General features: G+C 60.4%; 21 protein-coding genes. 5 read left to right on the top strand and 16 right to left on the bottom strand.

Annotated elements, in window-relative coordinates:
• Positions 1–16: 16 nt before the first annotated feature.
• From ACM1ZW_RS25980 to ACM1ZW_RS25965, 4 genes are all read left to right on the top strand, one after another.
• On the top strand, positions 17–778 hold the full coding sequence (locus ACM1ZW_RS25980) for an SDR family NAD(P)-dependent oxidoreductase (protein ID WP_017339054.1): 762 nt from the start codon (positions 17–19) through the stop codon (positions 776–778).
• 12 nt (positions 779–790) lie between these two features.
• Positions 791–1984 carry an acetyl-CoA C-acyltransferase gene (locus ACM1ZW_RS25975; RefSeq protein ID WP_017339053.1) on the top strand — a complete coding sequence of 398 codons (1194 nt, stop codon included), beginning with the start codon at positions 791–793 and terminating at the stop codon, positions 1982–1984.
• An 83-nt stretch (positions 1985–2067) separates the two neighbouring features.
• Complete coding sequence (locus ACM1ZW_RS25970; protein ID WP_416739651.1) at positions 2068–3195, top strand: acyl-CoA dehydrogenase; 1128 nt, start codon at positions 2068–2070, stop codon at positions 3193–3195.
• Positions 3196–3240: 45 nt separating this feature from the next.
• Positions 3241–4014 (top strand): enoyl-CoA hydratase, encoded by a 774-nt coding sequence (locus ACM1ZW_RS25965; protein ID WP_017339051.1) that lies wholly within the window; start codon positions 3241–3243, stop codon positions 4012–4014.
• 122 nt (positions 4015–4136) lie between these two features.
• On the opposite strand, the gene ACM1ZW_RS25960 is transcribed toward ACM1ZW_RS25965, so the two are convergent.
• From ACM1ZW_RS25960 to argH, 11 genes are all read right to left on the bottom strand, one after another.
• Positions 4137–5288, bottom strand: coding sequence for an acyl-CoA dehydrogenase family protein (locus ACM1ZW_RS25960; protein ID WP_017339050.1), 1152 nt, complete (start codon positions 5286–5288; stop codon positions 4137–4139).
• Between the two features lie 3 nt (positions 5289–5291).
• Entirely contained in the window at positions 5292–6398 is a 1107-nt protein-coding gene (locus tag ACM1ZW_RS25955; protein WP_414879244.1) for an enoyl-CoA hydratase/isomerase family protein, read from the bottom strand.
• A gap of 220 nt (positions 6399–6618) precedes the next feature.
• On the bottom strand, positions 6619–7326 hold the full coding sequence (locus tag ACM1ZW_RS25950; protein WP_414879245.1) for an HPP family protein: 708 nt from the start codon (positions 7324–7326) through the stop codon (positions 6619–6621).
• Between the two features lie 159 nt (positions 7327–7485).
• Positions 7486–8664, bottom strand: a complete 1179-nt coding sequence (locus tag ACM1ZW_RS25945) for an MFS transporter (protein WP_414879246.1) — start codon at positions 8662–8664, stop codon at positions 7486–7488.
• A gap of 79 nt (positions 8665–8743) precedes the next feature.
• The gene (locus tag ACM1ZW_RS25940; RefSeq protein ID WP_416739650.1) at positions 8744–10093 is read right to left on the bottom strand and encodes an MmgE/PrpD family protein; all 1350 of its coding nucleotides are present in this window, start codon (positions 10091–10093) and stop codon (positions 8744–8746) included.
• On the bottom strand, positions 10090–10977 hold the full coding sequence (locus ACM1ZW_RS25935) for a polysaccharide deacetylase family protein (RefSeq protein ID WP_416739649.1): 888 nt from the start codon (positions 10975–10977) through the stop codon (positions 10090–10092). The genes ACM1ZW_RS25940 and ACM1ZW_RS25935 overlap by 4 nt, the downstream gene beginning before the upstream one ends.
• Positions 10970–11818, bottom strand: a complete 849-nt coding sequence (locus tag ACM1ZW_RS25930) for a polysaccharide deacetylase family protein (RefSeq protein WP_416739648.1) — start codon at positions 11816–11818, stop codon at positions 10970–10972. The genes ACM1ZW_RS25935 and ACM1ZW_RS25930 overlap by 8 nt, the downstream gene beginning before the upstream one ends.
• A 184-nt stretch (positions 11819–12002) precedes the next feature.
• A complete protein-coding gene (locus tag ACM1ZW_RS25925; protein ID WP_017339043.1) occupies positions 12003–12827 on the bottom strand; it encodes an ABC transporter substrate-binding protein in 825 nt (274 codons plus the stop codon).
• 39 nt (positions 12828–12866) lie between these two features.
• Positions 12867–13631: an amino acid ABC transporter ATP-binding protein gene (locus ACM1ZW_RS25920; protein ID WP_017339042.1), complete on the bottom strand. Its 765-nt coding sequence runs from the start codon at positions 13629–13631 to the stop codon at positions 12867–12869.
• A gap of 10 nt (positions 13632–13641) precedes the next feature.
• Positions 13642–14520: an amino acid ABC transporter permease gene (locus tag ACM1ZW_RS25915; protein ID WP_017339041.1), complete on the bottom strand. Its 879-nt coding sequence runs from the start codon at positions 14518–14520 to the stop codon at positions 13642–13644.
• 150 nt (positions 14521–14670) lie between these two features.
• Positions 14671–16098: an argininosuccinate lyase gene (gene argH / locus ACM1ZW_RS25910; RefSeq protein ID WP_017339040.1), complete on the bottom strand. Its 1428-nt coding sequence runs from the start codon at positions 16096–16098 to the stop codon at positions 14671–14673.
• 307 nt (positions 16099–16405) lie between these two features.
• Between argH and ACM1ZW_RS25905 the strand changes: the two genes are divergently transcribed.
• Positions 16406–17377 (top strand): LysR family transcriptional regulator, encoded by a 972-nt coding sequence (locus tag ACM1ZW_RS25905; RefSeq protein WP_017339039.1) that lies wholly within the window; start codon positions 16406–16408, stop codon positions 17375–17377.
• Here ACM1ZW_RS25905 and ACM1ZW_RS25900 read toward each other — a convergent pair.
• The 5 genes from ACM1ZW_RS25900 to ACM1ZW_RS25880 are packed head-to-tail and all read right to left on the bottom strand — an operon-like array spanning position 17322 to position 25508.
• Positions 17322–17924, bottom strand: a complete 603-nt coding sequence (locus ACM1ZW_RS25900; protein WP_416739647.1) for a GNAT family N-acetyltransferase — start codon at positions 17922–17924, stop codon at positions 17322–17324. The two genes, ACM1ZW_RS25905 and ACM1ZW_RS25900, sit on opposite strands and share 56 nt — an antisense overlap.
• Entirely contained in the window at positions 17914–19050 is a 1137-nt protein-coding gene (locus ACM1ZW_RS25895) for a hypothetical protein (protein ID WP_416739646.1), read from the bottom strand. The genes ACM1ZW_RS25900 and ACM1ZW_RS25895 overlap by 11 nt, the downstream gene beginning before the upstream one ends.
• Complete coding sequence (locus ACM1ZW_RS25890; RefSeq protein WP_416739645.1) at positions 19034–22648, bottom strand: toxin VasX; 3615 nt, start codon at positions 22646–22648, stop codon at positions 19034–19036. Before ACM1ZW_RS25890 ends, ACM1ZW_RS25895 begins: the two co-directional genes overlap by 17 nt.
• The gene (locus tag ACM1ZW_RS25885; protein ID WP_414883921.1) at positions 22645–23511 is read right to left on the bottom strand and encodes a DUF4123 domain-containing protein; all 867 of its coding nucleotides are present in this window, start codon (positions 23509–23511) and stop codon (positions 22645–22647) included. Before ACM1ZW_RS25885 ends, ACM1ZW_RS25890 begins: the two co-directional genes overlap by 4 nt.
• A complete protein-coding gene (locus tag ACM1ZW_RS25880; protein WP_416739644.1) occupies positions 23508–25508 on the bottom strand; it encodes a type VI secretion system tip protein VgrG in 2001 nt (666 codons plus the stop codon). Before ACM1ZW_RS25880 ends, ACM1ZW_RS25885 begins: the two co-directional genes overlap by 4 nt.
• Positions 25509–25748 lie beyond the last annotated feature (240 nt).

Raw genomic sequence — 25748 nt, 5'->3', positions numbered from 1 at the left:
ATCCAAGGACACAATGATGCAGATCGAAAACAAGGTTTTTCTCGTCACCGGTGGTGCCTCCGGGCTCGGCGCGGCCACGGCTGAAATGCTGGTCGCAGCCGGCGCCAAAGTGATGCTGGTGGACATGAACGCCGACGCTGTTGCGGCCCAGGCTGAACGTCTCGGTGCGCAAAGCGTGGTCGCGGACATCAGCAACGAAGCGGCCGCTGAAGCGGCGGTGCAGGCGACGGTCAAGGCCTTTGGCGGCCTCAACGGCCTGGTCAACTGCGCCGGCATCGTCCGTGGCGAGAAGATCCTCGGCAAGAACGGCCCGCACGCGCTGGCCAGTTTCAGCCAGGTGATCAACGTGAACCTGATCGGCAGCTTCAACATGCTGCGTCTGGCATCGGCGGCGATCGCCGAAACCGAGCCGGATGCCGATGGCGAGCGCGGGGTGATCATCAACACTGCGTCGGCGGCGGCTTACGATGGCCAAATCGGCCAGGCGGCTTATGCCGCGTCCAAAGGCGCGATCGTCAGCCTGACCTTGCCCGCTGCTCGTGAACTGGCGCGTTTCGGCATCCGTGTGATGACCATCGCTCCGGGCATTTTCGAAACCCCGATGATGGCCGGCATGACCCAGGAAGTCCGCGATTCCCTGGCCGCTGGCGTGCCTTTTCCGCCACGTTTGGGCAAACCGGGCGAGTATGCCGCGCTGGTCAGGCATATCATTGAAAACAGCATGCTCAATGGCGAGGTGATCCGTCTCGACGGCGCCTTGCGCATGGCCGCGAAGTAAGGAGGATTTGTCATGACTATTGCCAACGATCCAATCGTTATCGTCAGCGCCGTCCGCACCCCGATGGGTGGTTTCCAGGGCGAACTGAAAAGCCTGACCGCGCCACAACTGGGCGCTGCCGCCATTCGTGCTGCGGTTGAACGTGCAGGTTTGGCGCCGGATGCCATTGAAGAAGTGCTGTTTGGCTGCGTGTTGCCCGCCGGCCTTGGCCAGGCCCCGGCCCGTCAGGCTGCGCTGGGTGCCGGGCTGGATAAATCGACCCGCTGCACCACCCTGAACAAAATGTGCGGTTCGGGCATGGAAGCGGCCATCCTGGCCCACGACATGCTGATCGCCGGCAGCGCCGATGTTGTCGTGGCCGGCGGTATGGAAAGCATGTCCAACGCGCCGTACCTGCTGGACCGCGCCCGCAGCGGTTACCGCATGGGCCACGGTCGTGTGCTCGATTCCATGTTCCTCGATGGCCTGGAAGACGCCTACGACAAGGGCCGCCTGATGGGCACCTTCGCCGAAGATTGCGCCGAAACCAACGGCTTCACTCGCGAGGCTCAGGACGCGTTCGCCATTGCCTCGACCACCCGCGCGCAGCAGGCGATCAAGGACGGCAGCTTCAAGGACGAAATCGTGCCGCTGACCGTGACCGTCGGGAAAGAGCAGGTGGTGATCAGCAACGACGAACAGCCACCGAAAGCCAAACTGGACAAGATCGCCTCGCTCAAGCCGGCGTTCCGTGAAGGCGGCACCGTGACGGCGGCCAACTCCAGTTCGATTTCCGATGGTGCGGCGGCGCTGGTATTGATGCGCCGTTCCGAAGCTGAAAAACGCGGTTTGAAACCCCTTGCGCTGATCCATGGCCACGCGGCATTCGCCGACACGCCGGGCCTGTTCCCGGTGGCACCGATCGGTGCAATCAAGCGGTTGATGAAGAAAACCGGCTGGTCGCTGAACGACGTCGATCTGGTCGAAGTCAACGAAGCGTTTGCCGTGGTCGGCATGGCCGCCATGACCCACCTGGAAATCCCTCACGAGAAACTCAACGTACACGGCGGCGCCTGCGCCCTGGGCCACCCGATCGGGGCCTCGGGTGCTCGGATTCTGGTGACCTTGCTCTCGGCCCTGCGCCAGAAAGGCCTGAAACGCGGTGTCGCAGCGATCTGCATCGGCGGCGGTGAAGCCACGGCGATGGCCGTGGAATGCCTGTACTAGGCCAACCTCACCCCTGTGGGAGCCAGCCAGCAGGCTGGCTCCCAGAGAGTTCTGTGGCGTACCCCGGATTTTAAGGATTCACCATGATTCCCAATGACGACCAACAACAGATCCGCGACATGGCCCGGCAGTTTGCCCAGGAACGCCTGAAACCGTTCGCCGCCGAGTGGGATCGCGAGCACCGTTTCCCCAAGGAAGCCATCGGCGAGATGGCCGATCTGGGTTTCTTCGGCATGCTGGTGCCGGAACAGTGGGGCGGTTGTGACACCGGTTACCTGGCCTACGCCATGGCGCTGGAGGAGATCGCCGCGGGCGACGGCGCCTGCTCGACCATCATGAGCGTGCACAATTCGGTCGGTTGCGTGCCGATTCTCAACTACGGCAACGACGATCAGAAAGAGCGCTTTCTGAAACCGCTGGCCAGCGGTGCGATGCTCGGCGCTTTCGCGTTGACCGAACCGCAAGCCGGTTCCGATGCCAGCGGTTTGAAAACCCGCGCCCGTCTCGAAGGCAATCACTACGTTCTCAACGGCTGCAAGCAGTTCATCACCTCCGGGCAGAACGCCGGGGTGGTGATCGTGTTTGCGGTGACGGACCCGAGTGCCGGCAAACGCGGGATCACCGCGCTGATCGTGCCCACCGATTCGCCAGGCTATAAAGTCGCCCGCGTCGAAGACAAGCTCGGCCAGCATGCCTCCGACACCTGCCAGATTCTGTTCGAAGACGTCAAAGTACCGGTGGCCAATCGCTTGGGCGAGGAGGGCGAAGGTTACCGGATCGCCCTCGCCAACCTCGAAGGCGGCCGCGTTGGCATCGCCTCACAATCGGTGGGCATGGCCCGCGCCGCATTTGAAGCGGCCCGGGACTACGCCCGTGAGCGCGAGAGTTTCGGCAAACCGATCATCGAACACCAGGCCGTCGCGTTCCGTCTGGCCGACATGGCAACCCAGATCGCCGTCGCCCGGCAGATGGTGCATTACGCCGCGGCATTGCGTGACAGCGGCAAACCGGCGTTGGTAGAAGCCTCCATGGCCAAACTTTTCGCCTCGGAAATGGCTGAAAAGGTATGCTCCGCCGCGTTGCAAACCCTCGGCGGTTACGGTTACCTGAACGACTTCCCGCTCGAGCGGATCTACCGCGACGTGCGGGTCTGCCAGATCTACGAAGGCACCAGTGATATTCAGCGCATGGTCATTTCGCGCAGTCTCTAAAAAACACCTACAGAGATTGAGCGTTATGCAAAACAGGAGTTATTTATGAGTTACGAAACGATTTTGCTGGAAACCCACGGCCGTGTCGGCCTGATCACCCTGAACCGTCCGCAGGCGCTGAACGCGTTGAACGCGCAGATCGTCAGCGAGCTGAACCACGCCCTCGATGGCCTGGAAGCGGATTCGAACATCGGTTGCATCGTGCTGACCGGCTCGAAGAAAGCCTTCGCCGCCGGTGCCGACATCAAGGAAATGGCTGAGCTGACCTACCCGCAGATCTACCTCGATGATCTGTTCAGCGACAGTGATCGCGTGGCTAACCGCCGTAAGCCGATCATCGCTGCGGTCAACGGTTTTGCCCTGGGCGGCGGCTGCGAGCTGGCGTTGATGTGCGATTTCATCCTGGCGGGTGACAACGCGAAGTTCGGTCAACCGGAAATCAACCTCGGCGTGCTGCCGGGCATGGGCGGCACCCAGCGCCTGACTCGCGCAGTCGGAAAAGCCAAGGCGATGGAAATGTGCCTGAGCGGGCGTTTGATCGATGCGGTGGAAGCGGAGCGTTGCGGGATTGTCGCGCGGATCGTTCCGGCGGATGAATTGCTGGAGGAAGCGCTGAAAGTCGCGACGTTGATCGCCAGGAAGTCGCTGCCGATTGCGATGATGGTCAAGGAAAGCGTCAACCGCGCGTTTGAGGTGAGCCTGTCGGAAGGCGTGCGCTTTGAGCGTCGGGTGTTCCATGCGGCATTTGCGACGCAGGATCAGAAGGAAGGGATGGCGGCGTTTATTGCCAAGCGTGAGGCGGAGTTCGTCGGCAAGTAATGCGGCGTCCTTGCGGACGCCATCGCGGGCAAGCCCACTCCCACAGGTTCTCCTGTGTACACAACATCTGTGGACACCGGAGATCCCGTGGGAGCGGGCTTGCCCGCGAAGCTTTTAAGGCTTCACACCTGGTAGTTCTTGAGCTCCCGGGCAATCACCATTCGCTGTATCTCGCTCGACCCTTCATAAATCTGCGTAATCCGTGCATCCCGGTAGTAACGCTCCACCGGGTAATCTTCCAGATACCCGTACCCGCCATGAATCTGCATCGCTGACGAGCAGACCTTTTCGGCCATTTCCGAGGCAAACAGCTTGGCCTGCGAAGCCTCCGAGAGACACGGCTTGCCGGCACTGCGCAAGCGCGCGGCATGCAGGATCAGCAACCGTGCAGCATTCAGCCGGGTGTGCATGTCGGCCAGCATGTTGGCGATGCTCTGGTGTTCGATGATCGGCTTGTCGAACTGCACCCGATCACGGGAATAGGCCAGCGCCGCTTCGAACGCGGCACGGGCGATGCCCAGCGCCTGCGCGGCGATGCCGATGCGCCCGCCTTCGAGGTTGGAGAGGGCAATGGCCAGGCCTTTACCGCGTTCGCCCAACAGGTTGGCTTCGGGAATCGTGCAGTTGCTCAGGGTCACCGCGCAGGTATCGGAAGCGCGAATGCCCATCTTGTGTTCGGTGCGATCCACGATGAAACCGGTGGTATCGGTTGGCACCAGAAACGCTGATATACCGCGCTTGCCCAGATCCGGGTCCGTCACGGCAAACACGATTGCCAGTTTCGCCCGTTTGCCGTTGCTGACAAATTGCTTGGCGCCGTTGATCACCCACTGGCCGTCGTGCAGTTCGGCGCGGGTGCGCAGGTTGTGCGCTTCGGAGCCGGCTTGTGGCTCGGTCAGGCAGAAGCAGCCGATGGCCTTGCCGCTGGCCAGGTCCGGCAACCAGGTCTGTTTCTGTTCGTCGGTGCCGTAGTTCATGACCGGCCCGCAACCCACGGAATTGTGGATGCTCATGAGTGCGCCCGTGGCGCCGTCACCGGCGGAAATCTCTTCCACCGCCAGGGCGTAGGCGACGTAATCGACATAAGTGCCGCCCCATTCCTCGGGCACCACCATGCCCAGCAGGCCGAGTTCACCCATCTTCGCCACCAGGCCGTCATCGATCCAGCCGGCCTTTTCCCAGGCTTGCGCGTGGGGCGCGATTTCGCCGCGGGCAAAATCCCGGGCCATGTCGCGGATCATGACTTGTTCTTCGCTCAATTCGATATCGTGCATGGCTCAGCTCCCGCTCCGGTCAAACCCTGTGAAGAAACTCGCGACGTGCTTGGCGTCCAGCGCCTGCAAGGTCGGCGGGTTCCAGCGCGGGCTCTTGTCTTTGTCGATCAGCAAGGCGCGCACGCCTTCAATCAGGTCGCCGCGCTCGAACCACTGACGGTCCAGGTGCAGCTCGAGGGCGAAGCAGTCTTCCAGGCTCAAGTGCCGGCCGCGCCGCAGCATTTCGAGGGTTACAGCCATGGCCAGCGGTGAACGGCTTTCCAGCAGATCGGCCGTGGTCATCGCCCATTCATGGCTGTCGGCAACCGTGACTTCGCGCAGTTGCTCAACAATACTCGGCACGTCGGGGAGGGCGAAGAAGTGATCGATGGCCGGGCGCAGTTTGCTCAGTGGCGCATCGGGCAATTGCTGCACCGCGAGTTGCGCCAACAGGCCCTGCAGGTCTTTTAGCGGCGTGTCGTGCCATTCCAGCTGATCGAGGTGTTCGTCCAGCGCCTCCAGTTTGTTGCTGTCCAGGTACCAGTCGGCCAACCCGCAATAGAGGGCGTCGGCTGCGCGAATCTGCACGCCGCTGACACCGAGGTAAATACCCAGTTCGCCGGGAACGCGCGGCAGGAAGTGACTGCCGCCCACATCCGGGAAGTAACCGATCGCCACTTCCGGCATCGCCAGGCGGCTTTTCTCGGTCACCACCCGCAAGTCGGCCCCTTGTACCAGCCCCATGCCGCCGCCCAGGACAAAACCGTCCATCAAGGCGAGTACGGGTTTGCGGTAATGGTGGATAGCGAGGTCGAGGGCGTATTCCTCGACAAAGAAATCTTTGTGCAGCGTGTCGCCATTCTTGAAGCTGTCATACAGCGAGCGAATATCACCGCCGGCACAGAAGGCTTTCTCGCCTGCGCCGCGCAAAACCACGGCGTGAATCTGCGGATCGTTTGCCCAGGCGTCGAGCTGGCGGTGCAGGTGGCGGACCATGTCCAGGGTGATCGCGTTGAGACCGGCGGGGCGATTGAGGGTCAGGTGACCGATGTGGTTGCGAACCTCGGCCAGCACTTCATATTGCGTGGCATCCATGGACGAAGTCCCCTTCGATGAAACCTGAGCAGTCATCAGTAACTCCCTGCTTTTATTGTTCTTTATAGAGACGCTTGCGCGCGAGCGATGCTGGATCGTACCAGTGCAAATTTGCCATGTACAACCGGGATATGTGCAGTACGAGTCTGCATTTTTACCTTAGGTCGAAAGCAAAAGATCGCAGGCTTCGGCAGCTCCTGCGCCGGATCGTGTTCCAACGCAGGAGCTGCCGAAGGCTGCGATCTTTTGATCTTCTTCAACCCTTTCGAGAAAACACATCCCCAATGCTGCGGCGTTTGGCATGCAATTCACTGACGTGAATCAATTGCTCAAGGTCTTCAGGCGTGACGTCGAAGAAGGCCTCCATTTCCGCCAGGGCCAGTTTCAAATCCTCGGCGGTGATGGCCTGGCGATCGATCGGCGGATGATCGGCAGGCACCACGGCCACCGGTTCACTGGCGCGCTTGGGGTAACGAATGCGCGTCAGGTTGTTATAAGCCAGGGCGCTGAACAACATCGTCGAAGCGCCGAGCATCACCGGGGCGAGGGCTTTCCAGTCCAGGGCGATGGTCGCCGGATCGGCCAGCACCAACGTCAAGGCCACTGCGCCGGCCGGCGGATGCAGGCAGCGCAGCCAGCACATCAGGATCAGTGCCATGCCAGCGGCCAGGCACGCGCTGCCGAGTGTGCGTCCAAGCACATGAGCGACCAGCAGCGCGATCACCCCGGCACTCAAGTAGCCGCCGAGTATCGACCAGGGTTGCGCCAGCGCCCCGGAGGACACCGCGAACAGCAACACCGCCGACGCACCCAGCGGTCCGATCAGGTGCTGCGCGACTTCGATGCCGAAAACCTGGGAGCAGAGCCAGACGCTGAACATCGTGCCCAACGCCATGCCGATGGCAGCGCGGCTCCATTCCGAGGGTCGGGTATTGATGGCGGCAGGTAACCAGCGAGCAAGCATTTGGCAAATGACCCATTGAAAAAATCGAGGCAAAAAAAAGGCTTAGCTGGGATACCCAGAAAGCCCTTGAAGGTGTTCCAACTATTGGGGGAGGAACAGGACACAGTGTGCCGTTCATTCGACATGCTGACAAATTCATATTAATGCAGCTTGAGTGCATTATTTTTGAGGTAAGGCGACTCGACGACCACTCATGAAACACAGGAAACCACCCATGGCCGTCAGTGCGCTCAGCGCATAAAACATCGTCGGCGCCGGCGTGTGCATCAGGAGGAAGCCGCAAATCACTGGACTGAGCGCGCCCCCGAGAGCGGCGAGGTTCTGCGCGCCGTAGTAGCTCCCGCGCAATTCCTCGGGCGCCAGGGTGTCGACGAAGAGGAATTCGGCGGGGTAAATGATCATTTCACCGAGAGTGAAAATGAACATCGCCACGCACCACGACACCAGGCTGTCAGCCAGGCTGAAGCCGATCAGGCCAAGGATGAACAGGCTGGTACCACCGGCAATCCAGTAACGCAGTTGTTCGCGCTTGAGGAAACGCCCGATCTGGTATTGCAGCAGGATCACGCTGATGGCGTTGCAAGCGAGCAGGGCGGCCATGGTTTCCAGGGCGCGCTTGGAGTCGTGGGTCACCAGCAGGTATTGCGACAGGTACAGGGTGAATCGCCCGTGGACCACGGTGCTGAGCAGACAGCCGCAGGTAAACATGATCAGCGTGCGGTCGTTTTTCAGGGTGATCAGGGTTTTCAGGAAACTCTGTGGCTGGCCGATCGCGGGCGTCTGCGCCGAGTCCCTGGGGATTCCGCTCATTAAAAAGATACTGAAAAACGCGATCGCGCCGGCAATCAGGAACGGCGCAATCGGGTACACCCCGGCAATCACCACGCCGAGCATCGGGCCGGTGGCGTAGCCGATGTTGGTCAGGGTGTAGCGCAGTGAAAAGGCCTTGGCGCGCTGGCCCATGGGCAGGTTTTCGCTGAGGATTGCCTTCGACCCGATCAGGAACAGCGCCGACGCCGTTTCAGTGATCACCAGGGTGAGGGTGGTCAAATACAGGTTTTCGGCGAAGGTCAGCAGCACGAAACCGATGGCGCTGGAGAGCATGGCGAGGATCAGCAAGCGACGTTTTTCGAGGCGGTCGATAATGTACCCGCCGTAGAGCGCGAGCAGGGTGGCGATGAACACCGCGATGCCCAGCAGCAAGCCAACGTCCTGTTGGTTGAGGCCGAGCTTGTTGCTCAGGAACAGCGTCAGCAACGGGCTGGTGATGGCGCGGCTGACGACGATGGTCAGCGAGACGATCATCAAGCGGCGGATAACAAGCGAGTAAGTGGCCACGGTGGGGCAAATGTCCTTATTCAGATTCTGTAGTGTTCGGCGTGAGACCGAGCGGCGTCCATCGCGGGCAAGGCAGGATTCAAGTCAACCACCGATCCAGCGACCGAACTGATTCGAGTTCTTCCAACCGCCACAACTGCTCAGCCAATTCTTCAGCCTGCGACCTCGGCATGACCCGCCCGGCCAGACTGAAAAACTTCTGCTCCAGCGCCTCGTCACTCAACGGATTACCCGGCGCACCCAACGGTGGATCGACAAAAAGGCTGGCCTGCCGACCGTCCACGGTCTGCACGCTCACCACGGGCTCGCCATCCTCTGACAGTCGCAGGTCCACTTCAAGGCGAATACGCGACATCCACTGGGCAATCCGCGGATCGCCTCGCTGTTCATCGTCATAGGCTTCCAGTCGGCAATGGCCATGCACCAGCCGGGCGGCCAGGGCATACGGCAGGCTCATCTGCGCGGCCGCCAGCGTGCTCACGTCCTGACCGCCGCACATGTCCTGCAGGAAACCGCACAGCGAGACCTGTATGTCCTCGACCTGATCGACGTTGACCTGCAATTGTTCCAGCAGCAGTCCCAAGGCGTCGATGGCCGAGTGTGTCCCTCGGCATGAGGCATATGGCTTGATTGAACAGCGGGCGAGTTTCCACACAGTCCCGAGATCCGCATCCAGCGCTTCAGGTTGAGCCATCCCGGTGGCCAGGGTCTTTAGAAACCCGCCCCAGACGTCATCGAATAACTTCGTCGGCCCCGTGACGCCTTGCAGAGCAAACCGCGCCGCGAGCAGTCCACCCTCGGCGGCTCGGCCGCTGTGCAGTTTTTTGCTTTGCGAGCCGTCGTGGATGAAGGCCCACAATCCGCCACTGAAACTGCCGGCGATGCCGAGTGCCGCCACCATTTGTCCGGCGTTCAACCCCAGAATGAGCCCACTCGCGGCCGCCGCGCCGAAGACGCCACAGGTCGCCGTGGAGTGCCAGCCGGCGCCGTTGTGCGCCGAGTAACCGCCGCAGGCTTCGAGCACGCGGCGGCCGACGTCGTAACCGATGACCACGGCGGAGATCAACTCGCGACCGCTGACACGTCGAGCGGACATCGACACCGCAGCCATCACCGCCGGCAACACCACCGCACCGGAATGATCGCAGCCACCAGTGTCGTCCAGTTCCAGTGCATGGGCGGCGACGCCGTTGAGCATGGCGGCCTGCGCGGCGCCGACCCGCACTTCCGTGCCCCAGACCCGCGCGGTGCCGCTTTCACCCTCGAACACCTGCCGCGCCTGCTTTGCCACATCGCTGCCAGCCCCGGCCAGCGTCGCGCCAAAGGTGTCGAGAATATGCCGCGTGGCTTGCGCCACCAGTGCCGGCGGCAAGTCTTCAAATCGTGTGTCGACGCAAAACTGCGCCAGTCTTTGCAAGCGTTCGGTCATAGGAGGTAATCCCGATAATGCCGCTCGTACACCGACGCCGGGTGATCCTCGATCACAGGCTGCGCGGATTCGGCCCACCATTGAGCGACTTCGGCACCGCTGGCGATCCACACGTCGTTGTGTTGCTGAATGCCCTGGAGCAATTCGCGCAACACGCCGATCCGTCCGGGTGTGGCAATGATTTCGGGGTGCAGGCGCAGCACATAACAGAGCCCGAAGCGGTGAAACCCGGCGAAGTCCATTTGCAGGTTGCCCAGGGTGTGGCTGTAGGAAGCGATCCGCGATTGCGCCGGCGGCACCGCCGGGCTCAGGTTGAAGGCGAAGTAGGGTTCGTCTTCCAGTTCGTAATGCAATGGCAGCTCGATCACGCCGGGCGCCGTGGGGTGAGCGAACGGCAAATCATCGCCACGCCACGAGGAAGACCACCGAATGCCTTGATCCCGTAATGCCTCGATGAACCCCGGCGCACCGTTGCCGGCCGGAACGCGAAACCCGGTCGGGCGTTGACCGGTCAGCGCTTGCAACGCTTCGCAGCCGCGGGCAATCTCGGCGGTCTGCTGCTTCAGATCGAGGGTGTCGTAGTTCTGGTGACGATACCCGGCGCAGGCAACCTCATGCCCAGCCGCCTGAATCGCCCGGATGTGTTCCGGGTTCTCCTCGGCAACGATGCCGGGGACAAACCAGCTGCTGCAAACACCCAGTTCTTCGAACAGACCCAGCAAGCGGTCGACGCCCCGTTGTGTGCCGTAACGCCAGACTGACAGCGTTTTGTCGCGCCCGGCGACTTCGGGCGCCTGGGTGAGAATGCCGTGGATGTCGTTGTAATCGACGGTCAGCACCACGGCGCAGCGGTAGCCTTTGGGCCAGAGAATGGAATCAGCCATGGTGATGCTCCTTCAGCCACCACTGGGCGACATCGCGGCAGGTGGCAAACCACACGTCGTCGCGCTGGCGCATGTGTTCGAAGAGTTTTTCCAGCAACAGGATGCGTCCTGGTTTGCCGGTGATCTTGGGGTGGAACAGGGTGGTCAGGCACAACCCTTCATTCATGGCACCGTCGTATTCTCGGCACCAGTTGTCCAGGGTCAGCTCATAACTGGCGGTGCGGTCCAACCCGCTGGGGAAGTCCGGCGCACGGGTGTAGGCGAGGGAGGCGTAGTCGTCCATTTCCCAGCGGCCGGGGATTTCCACCAGCGGCGTTTCGAACCCCGGGACGTTGACCAGATAGGGCCGGTCATCGCCGCGCATGCTGCTGGAATAGGCCACGCCTGCTTCCACCAGCATCGCCGGCGTCTCGGCCCGCCAGTCGCCGGACGGTGTGCGGAAGCCTTCAGCGCGAATGTTCAGGTATTTCCAGAACACCTCGCGGGATTTGTTCATCACGTCCTTTTGCTGTTCCAGCGTCAGGGCGTAAAAGGATTCGTGTTTGTAGCCGTGGTACGCCACCTCATGCCCGCGCTCGACGATGGCCTGGCACTGTTTCGGCCAGTTCTCCACGACCCAGGCCGGAACGAAGAAGGTGGTCGGAATCCGGAACTCATCGAGCAGATCGAGAATCCGCGGCAGTGCGCGGTAAGGGCCGTAACCACCGAAACCGAAGTACTCGGGCTTGTGCCAGATCGAGCCGTTGAGCATCGCATCGCCGGTGGGGCCATCGAGGTCGAAGGCCAGGGCGAGGCAAGCTGTGTGCTGGTCGGGCCAGGTGGGTTGGGGTGAGGAGGACATCAGTAGCGCTCCAACTTTTATCAGTTAACACCGGCGCCTGTGGGCGCGAGATTGCCCGCGAAAGTGGTGTGTCATTCAACTTAAATGCCGGCTGACAAGGCCCCTTCGCGAGCAAGCTCGCTCCCACAGGTTTATGGGTTGGTCACAACATTGCGATCGACCGAGACCTCTGTGGGAGCACGCATTACTTGCCCGCGTTGATGGTCGCCGTCTTGATCGCGCCCAATTCCAGGTCCCATTTTTTCAGGATGGTGGCGTAGCTGCCGTCATCGATCATGCTCTGCAACGCGACTTTCACCGCTTCGCTCAGCTCAGGCTTTTTCTTGCTCAGGCCCATGCCGGAGAACTGCACGGAAATCGGCTGGCCGACGGTTTTGTACATGTCCTTTTCTTGAGTTTTCAGGTAAGACAAGGTCTCGCTGCCTTGCATCGCCGCATCAATACGGCTCTGACGCAGTTGCGCGCGGGCATCCGCCGAACCTTCGGTACCGACCACCACGATGGCCGGTTTGCCCGCGGCTTCGCAGTGGGCCTTGCTGTATTCAGCAATTTCCGCCGGGAACGTGGTGCGGCGGCTGGTGCCGACTTTCTTGCCGCACAGGTCGGTGATTTCGTTGAAGTCTTTGTTTTTCTGCAACGTGTAGAACTGTGGACCGCTGGTGAAGTAGTCAACAAATGTCACGCTGGCCTGACGCTCGACGGTGTCGGTCATGCCTGACAGCACCATATCGACGCGGTCGGTGGTGAGCGCGTTGATCATTTGCTCGAAACCGGTTTCCTGCCATTTGATCTTCACGCCCAGACGCTCGGCCAGGGCGTTGCCCAGGTCATAGTCGAGGCCGGTGAGGGTGTTGGTGGCCGGGTCCTTGAAATCCATCGGCGGGTAGTTCGGCATGATCGCGACGACGATCTCGCCTTTTTCCTTGATGCTGGCCGGCAATTCGGCGGCGAAGCTGACGCTGGATGCCATCAGGCCTGCGAGTACTGCTGGGATAACGAAGTTCTTCATGGTCGTTCTCTTATGAGTGTTGTGAGCGCCAAAGGGCACTTAGGTTCGAACGGCAGAAATGAAGCTTTGGGTGCGTGGGTTTTGCGGACTTATTAGTATTTCTTCGGGGCTTCCAGCCTCCACGATCTGCCCGCCGTCCATGAACACCATGCGGTTGGAAACCTCACGGGCGAAGCCCAGTTCATGGGTGACGACGATCATGGTCATGCCGGTTTGCGCCAGATCGCGCATCACCGACAGCACCTCACCGACCAGCTCCGGGTCGAGTGCCGAAGTGGGTTCATCGAACAGCATCAGCTTGGGTCGCATGGCCAATGCACGGGCAATGGCGACGCGCTGTTGCTGACCACCCGAAAGCTCGATCGGGTAGCTGTTGCGCTTGTCGGCCAGGCCGACGCGGGCGAGCAGTTCCACGGCTTCTTCGTGCGCCTCTTTGGGCGAACGCTTGAGCACCTGGCACGGCCCTTCGATGATGTTTTGCAGCACAGTCATGTGCGGGAACAGGTTGAAACGCTGGAACACCATGCCGGTGGACAGGCGTTGACGGGCGATCTGCGCTTCGTTGAGTTCGTGCAGTTTGTTGCCGGCGATGCGGTAACCCACCAGTTCGCCGTCGACCCACAGGCCGCCCTTGTCGATTTTCTCCAGCTGATTGATGCAACGCAGCAAGGTGCTTTTACCGGAGCCGGACGGGCCGATGATGCACAGCACTTCGCCTTGCTCGACTTCGATGTTGACGTCCTTGAGCGCGTGGAACTGGTCGTAATACTTGTTCAGGCTCACAGCCTTGACGATGCTTCTCATGTGGGGCTCCTCAAGAACGCTTGCCGGCGCCGCGAGCGAAACGACGCTCCAGACGGCTTTGACCGAAGGACAGGACAGTGACGGTGGCCAGGTACCAGATACCGGCGACGATCAGCAGCTCCATGACCCGGGCGTTGGCGTAGTAAATGTTCTGGGCGTTGTAGAGCAATTCCGAGTACTGGATGACGCTCGCCAGGGAGGTCATTTTCACCATGCCGATGAATTCGTTGCCGACCGGCGGGATGATCACCCGCATGGCCTGGGGCAGGATGATCCGGCGCAGCGCCTGCAGGCGCGGCATGCCGATCGACTTGGCGGCCTCGTACTGTCCGGTGTCCACCGACAACAGGCCGGCGCGTACCACTTCGGCGGTGTAGGCGCCCTGGTTGATGCTCAAACCGAGGAGGGCGGCCACGAAGGGCGTCATCAGGCTCACGGTGTCCATTTCGAACAGGCCGGGGATGCCGATGGTGGGGAAAATCAGCGCCAGGTTGAACCACAACAGCAGTTGCAGGATCAGCGGCGTGCCGCGGAACAGCCAGGTGTAGGTCACCGCCACGTAGCGCAGGATCGGGTTGGCCGACATGCGCATGATCGCCGTGATCACCCCGAACACAATGCCCAGCCCCATCGCCAGCACCGCCATGACGATGGTATTGAGCAAGCCCCACATGATGGCCTGGGAGGTGAGGAACTGGCCGATATACGACCATTCGATCTTGCCTTCGGCAAAGGCCCGCACCAGGCCGAAGATCGCGATGACGATCACGGTGGCGAAAAAGATCCGCCCGTAATAACGCCGTGGCACGTGATCATACTGGGTGATATCGAACTGGTTTTCCGCCAGTTTGCGCTCCGCCTTGAGTCGTTCTGCCTGAGTCTGGCTCATGTTGTTTCTCCGTACTGTTCTTTCAAATCCAACACAGATCCTTGTGAGAGCGAGCCTGCTGGCGATTGCGGTGTGTCAATCAGCGAATGCTTGTCAGACAGAGCCAAATCGCTGGCAGGCTAGCTCCCACAGGGTTATGCGTGGCGGCCGTTAGAGACGGAAGCCCTGATAGTTCTCGGTCCATTGCTGCTGCGCCGCGAGGGCGGTCTTCAACCGACCGATCTGCTCGCGCACCTGCTGCGGTGCGGTACCGCCCCAGCCACTGCGAGCGGCGATGGCGGCTTCGAGGGTCAGGCTGTCGCGCACTTCCGGGGTGAGTCGCGGATCGATCTCGGCCAGCAGCGCAGGGGACGCTTCCCACAATTCGATGTCGTGCTTCTCACAGGCCTGAACCAGCGCACCGGTGATTTCATGGGCCTCCTTGAACGGCACGCCGCGCATCGCCAGCCAGTCGGCCACTTCGGTGGCCAGGGTGAAACCGAGCGGTGCCTGACGCCGCAATTCTTCGACGTTGACCTTCATGGTCGCGACCATTCCGGCCATCGCCGGCAGCACCAACAGCAAGGTGTCGACGCTGTCGAGCACGCCGTTCTTGTCTTCGCTCAAGTCGCGGTTGTACGACAGCGGCAGGGATTTCAACGTCGAGAGCAGGCCGGTGAGGTTGCCGATCAGGCGGCCAGCCTTGCCCCGGGCCAGTTCGGCAATGTCCGGGTTTTTCTTCTGCGGCATGATCGAGCTGCCGGTGGCGTAGGCATCATCCAGGGCGACCCAGCGAAATTGCCGCGACGACCACAGGCAGAATTCTTCTGCGAGGCGGGAAATATTGATGCCCAGCATGCTGGCGATAAACAGGAACTCGGCGACGTGATCGCGGCTGGCCACGGCATCGATGGAGTTTTCGCAAACGCCGCTGTAGCCCATTTCCTTGGCCGATTGTTGCGGCAGACGTGCGATGGCGGAACCTGCCATGGCGGCGGCACCCAGCGGCGACAGCGAGGTGCGAACGTCCCAGTCCACCAGGCGTTGTACGTCACGCAGCATCGATTGCGCGTGAGCCAGCAGGTGGTGAGCGAAGACGATCGGCTGCGCTTGCTGCAAGTGGGTGAAGCCCGGGCAGATGCTTTCGATGTGTTGCTCGGCCTGATCCACCAGCGCCTGTTGCAGAGCCAATACTTCAACGGCGAGGGTGCGCACGTGGTCACGCAGGAACAGACGCAGGTCATTGGCGGTCTGGTCGTTGCGCGAGCGGCCAGCGCGCAGTTTGCCACCCAAGGCGCCGAGGCGCTCGGTCAGCAAGCGTTCGATAAAGGTGTGGACGTCTTCGTCGTCGAGGGTGGGCGCGATGCTGCCGGCGTTGAAGTCAGCACCGATACCTTCCAGCGCGGCGAGCATGGTCAGGGTTTCCTGCTCGCTCAACAGCCCGGCGCGTTGCAGTTCACGGGCATGGGCCTTGGAACCGGCGAGGTCGTACGGGGTGAGACGAAAATAGCGCTCGGGGCAACGGGACAGGGCCGCCAGGGCTTCGGATGGGCCGCTTTTGAAGCGAGCACCCCAGAGACGGTCGGTGGTTTGAGACATTGTTGTTTTCCTCGTCGGTAGAGCGAACTGAAATCGGTGTGCCGGGCCGCAAACACCCGCCGCAAATCAATGGGGCGTGGTCAGGCCTGTTCAATATTCAAGGGCAGGGGAAAAGCGCAGTTGCGTCAATGCGAGAGCTGATCGAAGTGTCAGCTTTTAATGGTTCGAAATCAGTGAGTTGGCACTGAAGTACGGAGATTATTAGCGGTTGCCAAGCCTGGTTTTCTGTGTTCATTATTATTGGCCAGCTATGTTTTTGTTGTTGGGCACAGGTTGTTGAATAGCGCGCCAGAGGTAAATAAGCATTATGGAAACCCCACTTTCCAATTCCGGAAACCCCGCGCCAAAACCGGTGCAGCGGGCACCGTTGGCCCTCAGCGGACTGGATTTCAAACTGCTCAAAGTGTTCAAGGCCGTGGTCGAGGCCGGTGGTTTCAGCGCGGCGCAGAACGAGCTGAATGTGGGGCTGGCCGCCATCAGCAAACAGATATCCGACCTCGAGATCCGCATCGGCATGCGCCTGTGTACCCGAGGCCGCGAGGGTTTTCATCTGACCGAAGAAGGTCGTCTGGTGTATCAGGCGTCGATTGATTTATTTGCCTCGGTCGACAACTTTCGTGATCGGCTTAGTTCAGCGCAGAACGAACTTGTTGGCGACCTTGGTGTGGGCGTTATTGACAATACTATTTCCGATGTTAATTCGCCGTTAGTTGCAGCGCTTAAACGAATAAATGAAACGTCACCGAAAGTAAGGTTTCAACTTCAGTCGTCGCAGCTGGATGAAGTGGAAAGAGGCGTCGTAGAGGGACGGTTAGTGGCCGGTATCGTCCCTGTTTATCAGAAACGTGAAGAGTTCGATTATTACGCGCTGTATGAAGAACGCTCGGAGGTTTACTGTGCGGTGGGTCACCCGTTGTTCGCGGTGCCGGAGACAGAAATCAACAGCGAGGTGCTCAAGGATTACGAGTGCATCAACCACCGCTACGCGATCCACCGCGACAAATTGAATTTTGCCCGGTATGACAGCTTTTCGGCCTCGGCCACCCAGGTGGAAGCCGTGGCGTTGCTGATCAAGACCGGGCGCTTCGTCGGTTTTCTACCGCAGCATTACGCCGCTTCAATGGTCGCCCAAGGGCAATTTCGCGCGGTACGCCCCGACCTGATTCATATCAGCACTCCGTTCAATCTGATCCTGCGACACAACACCGTGCGCAGTCCGCTGGTCAAGGCGTTCGCCCAGGCAATGGGGGTTGATTTGAAGGCCCCGGTTCAAGGCTGAAGCGCATCGCGCAACGGCGTCCACCGGGTAATCCGTGAGCGATTTCGTCGTTTAATACCCGGGTTAATCGCGGTCCTGTTTCAGCCGGGCTCAATGTTGCGAAGCCCATGCGCCGATAAAACAGTTCATTCCAGGGCAAGTCGCGAAAAGCGGTCAAAGTCAGACCGGCGAGTTCTTGCCCGCGAGCGTATGAAACTGCGGCTAACAGCAACTTTCGCCCGATGCCCCGGCCCTGAAAGGGCTGGCTGACGGACAGTTCCTGAATATGCAGTTGGTTGTCGACTTCCACCGCGCTGAGAAACCCTGCAAGTGCACCCTCGGCCGATTGCGCCACCCAAACCGGTCCGGTCTTTATTGCCTGTTGATGGTGTTCGGCGTCGGGCACCGGGCTGTCGGCCAGCCAGGCCAATGAAGGGTCGCCGCGAAACAATTGAGCAGCGCTACGTTCGATGTCGGGGAGGGCGGGCGCGTCGGTAACCAGGGCGCGGCGCACAATAATCGTCAAGTCTGTCACGGGGTAGATACCATCTTGATTTTCAGCGCTCATGCGCGGTGTTTTCGGTCGAATTCAAGCGCTGCACCTCGGCAAAAATCTCGGTGATCGGGCGTCGCGGTTGGCGTTTATGCAGAGTGCGGACCTGATCGCTCAGGCGCAGCAGTTCTTCACTCGGTTTCGCCCATTGTTCCTTCGGCAACGGCTCGGACCACTGGCGCATCACTTCGGGCATGGCCTGCGGGGCCATTTTTTGAAGGCGGCGGATTTCCCATTCGGTCAGGTGGTTGGGAATCGTCCACAGGGTCATGACGTGGTACAGGTACCAGAAGAAGCCAGATACTCGACCCCGTTGGCCGTCGCGGATTTGCTGATGCATGCGTGCGCGAGCGTTGTGGAAAGTGTGCAGGCCTTCGTGGGGTGGGTCGTTCGGGCCTTCCAGGTCTAGCGGGTCCTGAATGGATTTGAGGTCGTGGATTTCGTATTCCATGTAACCGCGGATGGCTTCCCAGTGGCTGATGGCGATGGGCAGGCCGAAGCAGGGGAATTCGACGCTGGTCAGGGTTTCGCCGTGCTGGAAACCGATGCCCATGCCGTATTGGCGGTGGATGCCGTATTGGGTCGCGCCTTGGGCTTCGATGACCCAGGCGGAGAGGGATTCCCAGGGGACGAAGAGCGGTTCGGTGGCGCCTTCGGGCATGAAGCAGACTTCGCGGCGTTGGCGGTTGAAGCGGGTTGGGATGATTTCGGCGCGTTTGTTGTGGTTGTGATGCCAGACGCCGAGGCCGATTGCCAGCGTGGAAAATCCGGTAACTAAGGCGTATCCATAGATCGCGAAGAATAAATCAATGACAAACTCCCATGTGTATGCGAAGTCATATCCGAACATAAGGCCCATGCAGCCAATTGCTAGTGGGATTAGGAACGTGATCATGAAAGCGCCACTGAATGGTAAGCCTAGAGTCATCTGCCACATAAAGACTTGCGGTGATCCCAGCCCGAAGTCCATGTACACCTCATTCAGTTCCCCGATATGCGGACCATGCGGCGGTATCGCTGTCGGTAATGGCAACGGTGCAAGATAGGTAATCTTCCCACTGGGAAACGGTTCCACATCTCCGGCTTTTCGGGGTTGCTCAAGGTGTGGCGCAGGCAGGGCGCTTTCAAGGTTGGTGGGCATGGTCGGCCAGCTCCAGCAAATGGGTTTCAACCCGCAACAGCGGTGGATGCTCGGTAACGGTTTGAGTGGCCAACGCCGGAAAGCGGCCTTCACCCCGAGGGCTCAGGCGAATGACCCGAATGCGAGAAACCCACACGCCCTTGGCATTCAGGGTCTGGATACAGACGGCCAGTTCTAGCGTTTCGGAGGCAGGAGTAAATTCAGAGTCTGGGTCCACGGGATACTGCAGGCACAGCACCAGCCGGTCGGGTCCTGCTTGCACGATGCGCAGGTTATCCGTGATTTCCTCGCTGATGACGTCCTTGTGTTCTCGCGGCGTGCCGCGACTGTGGAGGGGAACGGACAGACGATGGGCGCCAATCCCCAGGCGATGAGTCGGTTGACCGTTCAGGGGCGGTTGAAAGTCGTTGAGCTTGAGTCCTGGCAACACCAGATGAATGTCTTTGGGCTTGGCCTTTAACAGCAGCTCTTTCATCCAGGAGTCATGCTTGTTCGGGCCCAGTTGCACATACGGAGCGTGAAGCAAATAAGCCAGATAACTTTGATATTCATCAAGGGTATGGTCGCCGCGATGATCCGTATCCAGACTCCAGGGCGTGGTTATCAGCCATTTATCATGAGCGCTAAGGTTGTAGCGGTTGTACAGCCAGGTTCCGCCAAATTCCAATACGGTGAAGAGGGCGCCGGCGAGGTTGAAGCGGAAGAACACGGTGGAGAGGCGTGTGCCTGCGGCGGCCCACGCAGCGGTCCTTGCGGCCGTGTTTTTTGCCATCAGTACGGTGGAACCCGCGTATAAGGTGTGACCAAAGCCATACGCATTGACGGTCGTCATGCCGGCAGCGCCCAGTGTCGCGAGCGCTGCACTATTCCGCGCAGCAGTATTGCCACTACGCGTCGCCTGTTGCCAATTCTGGTGGTGGTTGATGAGGCTGACCATTGAAGATGCAAAACCTAAAACGTAGGTAAAGCCACCCAACCCGATATGCATCTTGCCCATCTGCACATGTACATTCAGCAACGCATGGTGTTGAAGCCCCGCGACGAGTGCAGCGCTACGTGCCTTCAACGCCGTATCAGCCAGACTTTGCGCTGCGGTGAATCCCGCCGCCCCAGTCGCAAAACTCGCAGCAATCAACGGCTCCAACTTACGCTTGTCTCGTGACTGGTTAAACGTTTCCCTCATGACCGAAACCAAATTCACCCCCTGCACCAAAAACACCAACAACCCCATCCCCTCGCTCCGAATCAACTTCCCATTCGGCACCGAGCTAACCCCCAACCGAATATCCTTCAATAAACTCCGGACCTCCAACTGCTGGGCGGGCGGAAACACCACCGTCACGCCCGCCCGAGCCGGCGTCGCGCCGTGCAGCCGCACCGACTGATCCGGCAGTTCGGCAATCGGGCTCAGCGCCCCCGCCAGCCGGCCTTCAAGCTGCGTCAACTGTGCACGCACCCGCACAATTTCTTCCTGCAACTCAACCGCCCTCGGCGTTTTATGCCCTTGGCGGTTTTTGTTGTGGGTGATCTGGTTGCGCTCACGGGTCAGGGTTTTCAGGTAATCGCGCTCCCTCAACATTTCCTTAATCACGGTTTGCAGCGCGCCGTGTTCCGCCGGGCTGGCGACAGTAAAGGTCACGCCAGTGGTTTTTGCCGCATCGAGTATTCGTGGCGACAAGGCTTTAGGCAGGCGCCGGAACAATTCGTCAAGGTCAGGAGTTTTCTCTGCCGACAAGTCAAACCCTTCCAGTGCCCGGCTCAGGCCCAGGTTCAGCGCCGGGCTGAGGCTGTGCTGGGCCGCGTCGGCAACGACGCGGGTATGCTCGGGCAGATCGTCGAGGGCCGGCAGGGGCGGTTGTTCGATTTTCTGCAATTCGCCCAGCCAGTGCGGCAGGTTGTTGAACACGCCCATGCCGGCGTTGAACAACGTCGTGTATTGCGCGGCCCGTTCTGGCTGCAGGCGCAGGGGCAAGGTGTAGAACAGTGGCCGGCTCAACTCCGGGTGTTCTTCCAGATAACCGAGCATTTTTTCGCTGGCGTGGTCGCTGCGGCAAATGTCTTTGAGGCAGGCGTATTCGGCAGTGAAGGCCTGGCCCAGTTGCGATGGTTCGTGCGCGTCGTAGTACCAGGCCGAAAGGTGGTAACGCCCGGCACACACCAGCATCGTGCGGTCGGCGGTGATGCGCTCAAGCATGCGGTTCCAGCGGCTGAGGTCGTCGCGGTGCTGAAACAGCTCCGTGTCCATGGCCTCCCGGTCGATGAAATCGTCGACCCCGCGTTTGCCACTGAAAATCGGGCCTTCGAGCACGTCCTTGATACGTCGGTTGTGCGCCTGGCCGAGGTTGATCAGGGTCTGCAGGTGACGTTCGACGAAATCGCCAGGAGCGACCTCGAAATGCTGGCGCGTGTAGTAACGCCGGTCTGCGTCTTCAATGGCGCGGCTTTCAGCCGTGAAGTCGGGTGTAAGGCTGTCGAACCTGTTGATCTCGCGGGCATGGTCTACGGCTTGATCGCGCAACGGCACCAGTTCCGGTGGCACCGGTACGCCCGTAGGCTCGACCTTGCCGCCCCTGTTCAAGTAATCGAGCAGGGCCTGACGGGTGCGTTCACGGTCCGGTTCGGGTAATTGTTGCAGATCGGTGAACAAGGCTTTGTCTGCTGGTTTATCGCTGGCGTCGGCCAGGTAGCCGACATCCGCCGGGCTGAGCTGGCTCAAGGATTCGATGTAACACGCCAGCAGGTAATTGCGTTCGTTGTGGTCGGCATTGCTCCAGTCGTCGACCCAGCCGACTACGGTGTCCTGATACTCGGCCAGATCACGCAGCACGCCGAGGTCGTCGTGCACCACGAGGAACAAGGTGTCGTCCTGATAAGCCGGGCGCACCCGCCCGAGCAACTCGCCAATGTGCGCCTCGCGAAAGCGCCGCGGCTGCTCCCACAAGTAGGGTTCACGTTCGTGCTCGGGGGCGTCGCTGACCTGTACCGTAGGCAATAGAACGGCGTCCGGTTCGTCAGCACTTTGCTCCGTTTGCGTTTGAGTGGGCGCGTCCGTCGCAACCTCCGCCAGCCACTGCTTGGTTTGCGCGACCGTCAGCAGGTGCTCGCCGCCGGTTTGGCAATGCACCGGGCCAAGGTCGACGGCTTGCATGAAGTGTTCGCGTTCCTCGCGGTTGTCGAGCACTTGCGCGCATTTGGCCGCCGTCCACTGCACTTCGGCGAAGGTCACGTGCAGGGTGCTGCGCCTGGAAAAAACCAACGCCGGACGTTCTTCGATGGGCGTGCGCTGATCGCTGGCGACCTTGGCGCCCTTGTGCAGCAAGGCGCTGACCAGTCCGTTGAGTACCTGATATTCATGCAGGTGGCCGGTGACGCTGTCGATGATGTACAGCCAGCCATCGCGCAGCAGGCGAATGCCCAGCGGTCGGGCCGTCAGGGCATAGGGCAGCTTCAGTTCGGCACTCGGGTCGAGGGGCTTTTCCACCAGTCCGTAACGCAAGGGCAGCAATTGCACGTGGGGCTGCCGCAGCGGGCAAGCCCCCAGAGAGCCGATGGGGGATTTGGAGGCCGCGGCTGCGGCGAGGTTGGCGGGTGAAGTCATGGGTGGCCTCGTTGGCTGGCCCACTGGTGGGCGAGGTCAGCGGCCAGCGCGACGCGCTCGCCGGGGGATTGCAGCGACGGCGTATGCAGCAATCGGTTGATGTGCGGGTGCTGATCGAGCGATGAGCCATCCAGCGAGGCCATGACGTTGGCGTAATAAAACAATTCGGACTGGCTGCTCAAACCCAGCGTGCTGGCCTCAGCCTCCAGTTGCTCGAGCATTGGCCAGCGTTCGGCCACAGTTTCGCTGCCATGGCGTTCGGGGAAGTGTTTGAGCAGATGAGCGTCGAGTTCGAGCAGTACGCGGCGCCGGTCAGCGTGGTCCAGCCCCGAACTCTGTTCAGGGCTCAGGCGATAGGGCGTCGGTAGGTCAGGACGCTCGGACGACCGGGGTTGGTGGCGATGCCAATTAGCGCCGACGATATCGGCCGTTACCACACAGGACAGAGGCCCAAACAATCGCTGATCACCGCTGCCGAACAGGATTCGCGCCACGGCGGCATCGGCCAGACGCAGGACCACCGGTAGACCTTCAGGCAATTCAACGGTCAGCAGTTTGCGCAAGTGCTGGGCGACCTCATGCGCAGGTGCGGTGCTGAACAACAGCACGCCCCACTCTTCATGCGCCTGTTGCAGATAGAACTGAACAATCGGTTCGTCAGGTTGTTGGATCGCCACCAGCATCGGCGAGATATCCCGCAGCGCAGTGAAGGGCGCGCAGTCATACAGCGCAACAGTGCTTGCTCCGGGACAGAGTTTTTTCAACCGTTCCGGCAAATCGCTCAGGGTTGCGCCGTCCAGCAACAGGAAAGCCTGTTGCTCACTCCAGGGCAGGTCGTTTGGCAAGGAGGTCGAAAGGTTCATGCTTGAGCGGCCTCGCAAATCAGGCAGCGCGAGGCACGGGTTGAAATCAATGCATGGCGTTGTTGGGCCGCATCAAACGTCACTTTCAGCAACGGCAAGGCGCCCGGCATCAGAGGCTCCGCTGGCAAGCTCACGGGTGGGGCGCCGCCCACCAGAATCGGCACGCTGCTGAAAATGCCCTCCGGTCCCAACACCAGCCATTGACCGCCACCCATGATCGCGAGGTGCGTCCCGCCATTGATGACGACTTGTTGCACCGCACTGAAGTGAAGCTGTTGCATCGCACTGAGGCGTTGATTCGCGACGCGCACATGTCGATCCCCCAGGACCAGCAGGTGGTCGTCCTGCTTGAGTTCGGTCAGGCGGGTGCCGTGGGTTAAATGGCGTTCCTCGCCACGCAGGTCGTGGCTGGTAGTTCCTCCGACCACCACGTTGCGCTGGTTGTCGACTTGAATGCGCTCATCGTTCAGAACGTGCTGCACGAAATCGCGTTGGGCACGCAGGGCAATTTCCTCGGCGCCTTTTCTGTCCTCGATGCGCAGCTCGTTGTAACCACCACCGCCAGGACTGCTCTGGCTGCGGAAAATGCTGCGGGTCTGTTCCGCGGGCAAATCCAGTGGCACCGGAGTCGAGGCGTTGGGCAGACAGCACAAGACGTAGGGTTTGTCCGGATCGCCGTCGGTAAAACCTACCTGCACCTCCATTCCGACGCGCGGGATCTGCACGCTGCCGTAACGGTCATGAGCCCAACCTGTGGCGACTCGCAGCCAGCAGCTCGATTGTTCGTTTTGCTGACCGTCGCGGTCCCACAGCAGCTGGACTTTCACTCGACCGTACTGATCGCAATAAATCTCTTCACCGGGCGGGCCGGTAACGACGGCGTGCTGATTGCCGGACATACGGGGCTTGGGGTGGTCAAGCGCTGGCCGAAATATCACGTCCCACGGTGTGGCGACGAAGTGATTACGGTAACCCTGGCTGAAACCGTCCGGCGCGCGGGTGTCGGTCATCGACTCTTCCAGCACTTGGGGTTGCAAGCCGACATGCTCGACCTGCGTCAACAACCACAGGCCATTGCGCTCAGGGCATGGATGCTCGGTCATCTCGACAAAGTGACCGCTGCGCAAGGCGCTTTGGTCACTGCGTCCATTGGCCAGCTGGTAATCGGCGCGGTGGCGCTCCAGTGCCAGATTGGTCAGCTGTTTACCGCGCTCACGATGGATGAATTGCCCGGGGAACGCATAGTCCTCAAGGTGCGGCACCAGCGGTTTTTTAGACTCGCTGTCGAGTTGCACGCGTGGTTTTTCGAAATCGTAATCGCGACGGCTGACATGGGTCGGGCGGGTATTCAGTTTTAGCTTGAATTGGTCGATCACTGGCGCTTGCGCAACCATGCCACTGGCTTGCCTGTAGGCGGTTGACCGTTCTGGTTTCGAAAAACTGGTTTGATCGTCGCCGAACACCAGCACATGCCCCTCGGCGCTGTGCTCGAAGTGAAAGTGCAGACCTTCTTCCTCGCACAACCTTTGCAGGAAATGCAGGTCCGTCTCGTACTGCACGCAATACAGCCGGGGTCGGTACTCGGCATTCAGCTGGAAGCGCCAGGTATCAGCCTGCATTCCTTGATCTTTCAGCACCTTTGCAATGATTTGCGGCACGCTGAGGTTTTGAAAAATGCGCTGGTTGTGGCAATGGGAGAGATAGCTGAGGTGCGGCACCAGGGTCATCTGGTAGCGGGTCAGGCGCTTGCCTGAATCACCTTCGGCAATTGCTTGGATTTGCCCGTGGATGCCGGCACCGTCAGCTCCGAAGCGCAAAAAAGCCGAGCGATGATGAAGCGACTTGATGTCCAGGTCGTGGCGTTCGCCGACCAGTTCGAGATTGACTTCGTAGGGTTGATTCAGCGCTTCCCTGGCGCGGAATTCGAGTACCTGAAGGTCACGGGGAAAACCTTGAATGTCGAGGGTGAAAACGACGGGTTTAACGGCGCTGAACATCCACATTTCCTTGTGTCTATTTCAAGACTCGGGACTTTGCGTGGATCGGCTCATTGATGAATGTCAGACGAATCGCTATTTGGCGTAGGGCGAGTCCGTTAAGTTGTAATCTACGGTCAGGTGCGGACCACTGACACATGGTTGTAGGAGGGGGCTGTAGGGCGGGCGCGGGACTGCGCTGTATCGAGGGCGTAAAACGCAGGATGCGTCTGACAAACCCCGGTACTGAACAACACCAGT

Origin of the sequence: Pseudomonas sp. NFX71, assembly GCF_048079215.1 — a bacterium.
Lineage (GTDB): Bacteria > Pseudomonadota > Gammaproteobacteria > Pseudomonadales > Pseudomonadaceae > Aquipseudomonas > Aquipseudomonas fluorescens_B.
Note: the sequence above shows the minus strand (reverse complement) of the source record. Positions and strands in the feature narration are given on the sequence as shown.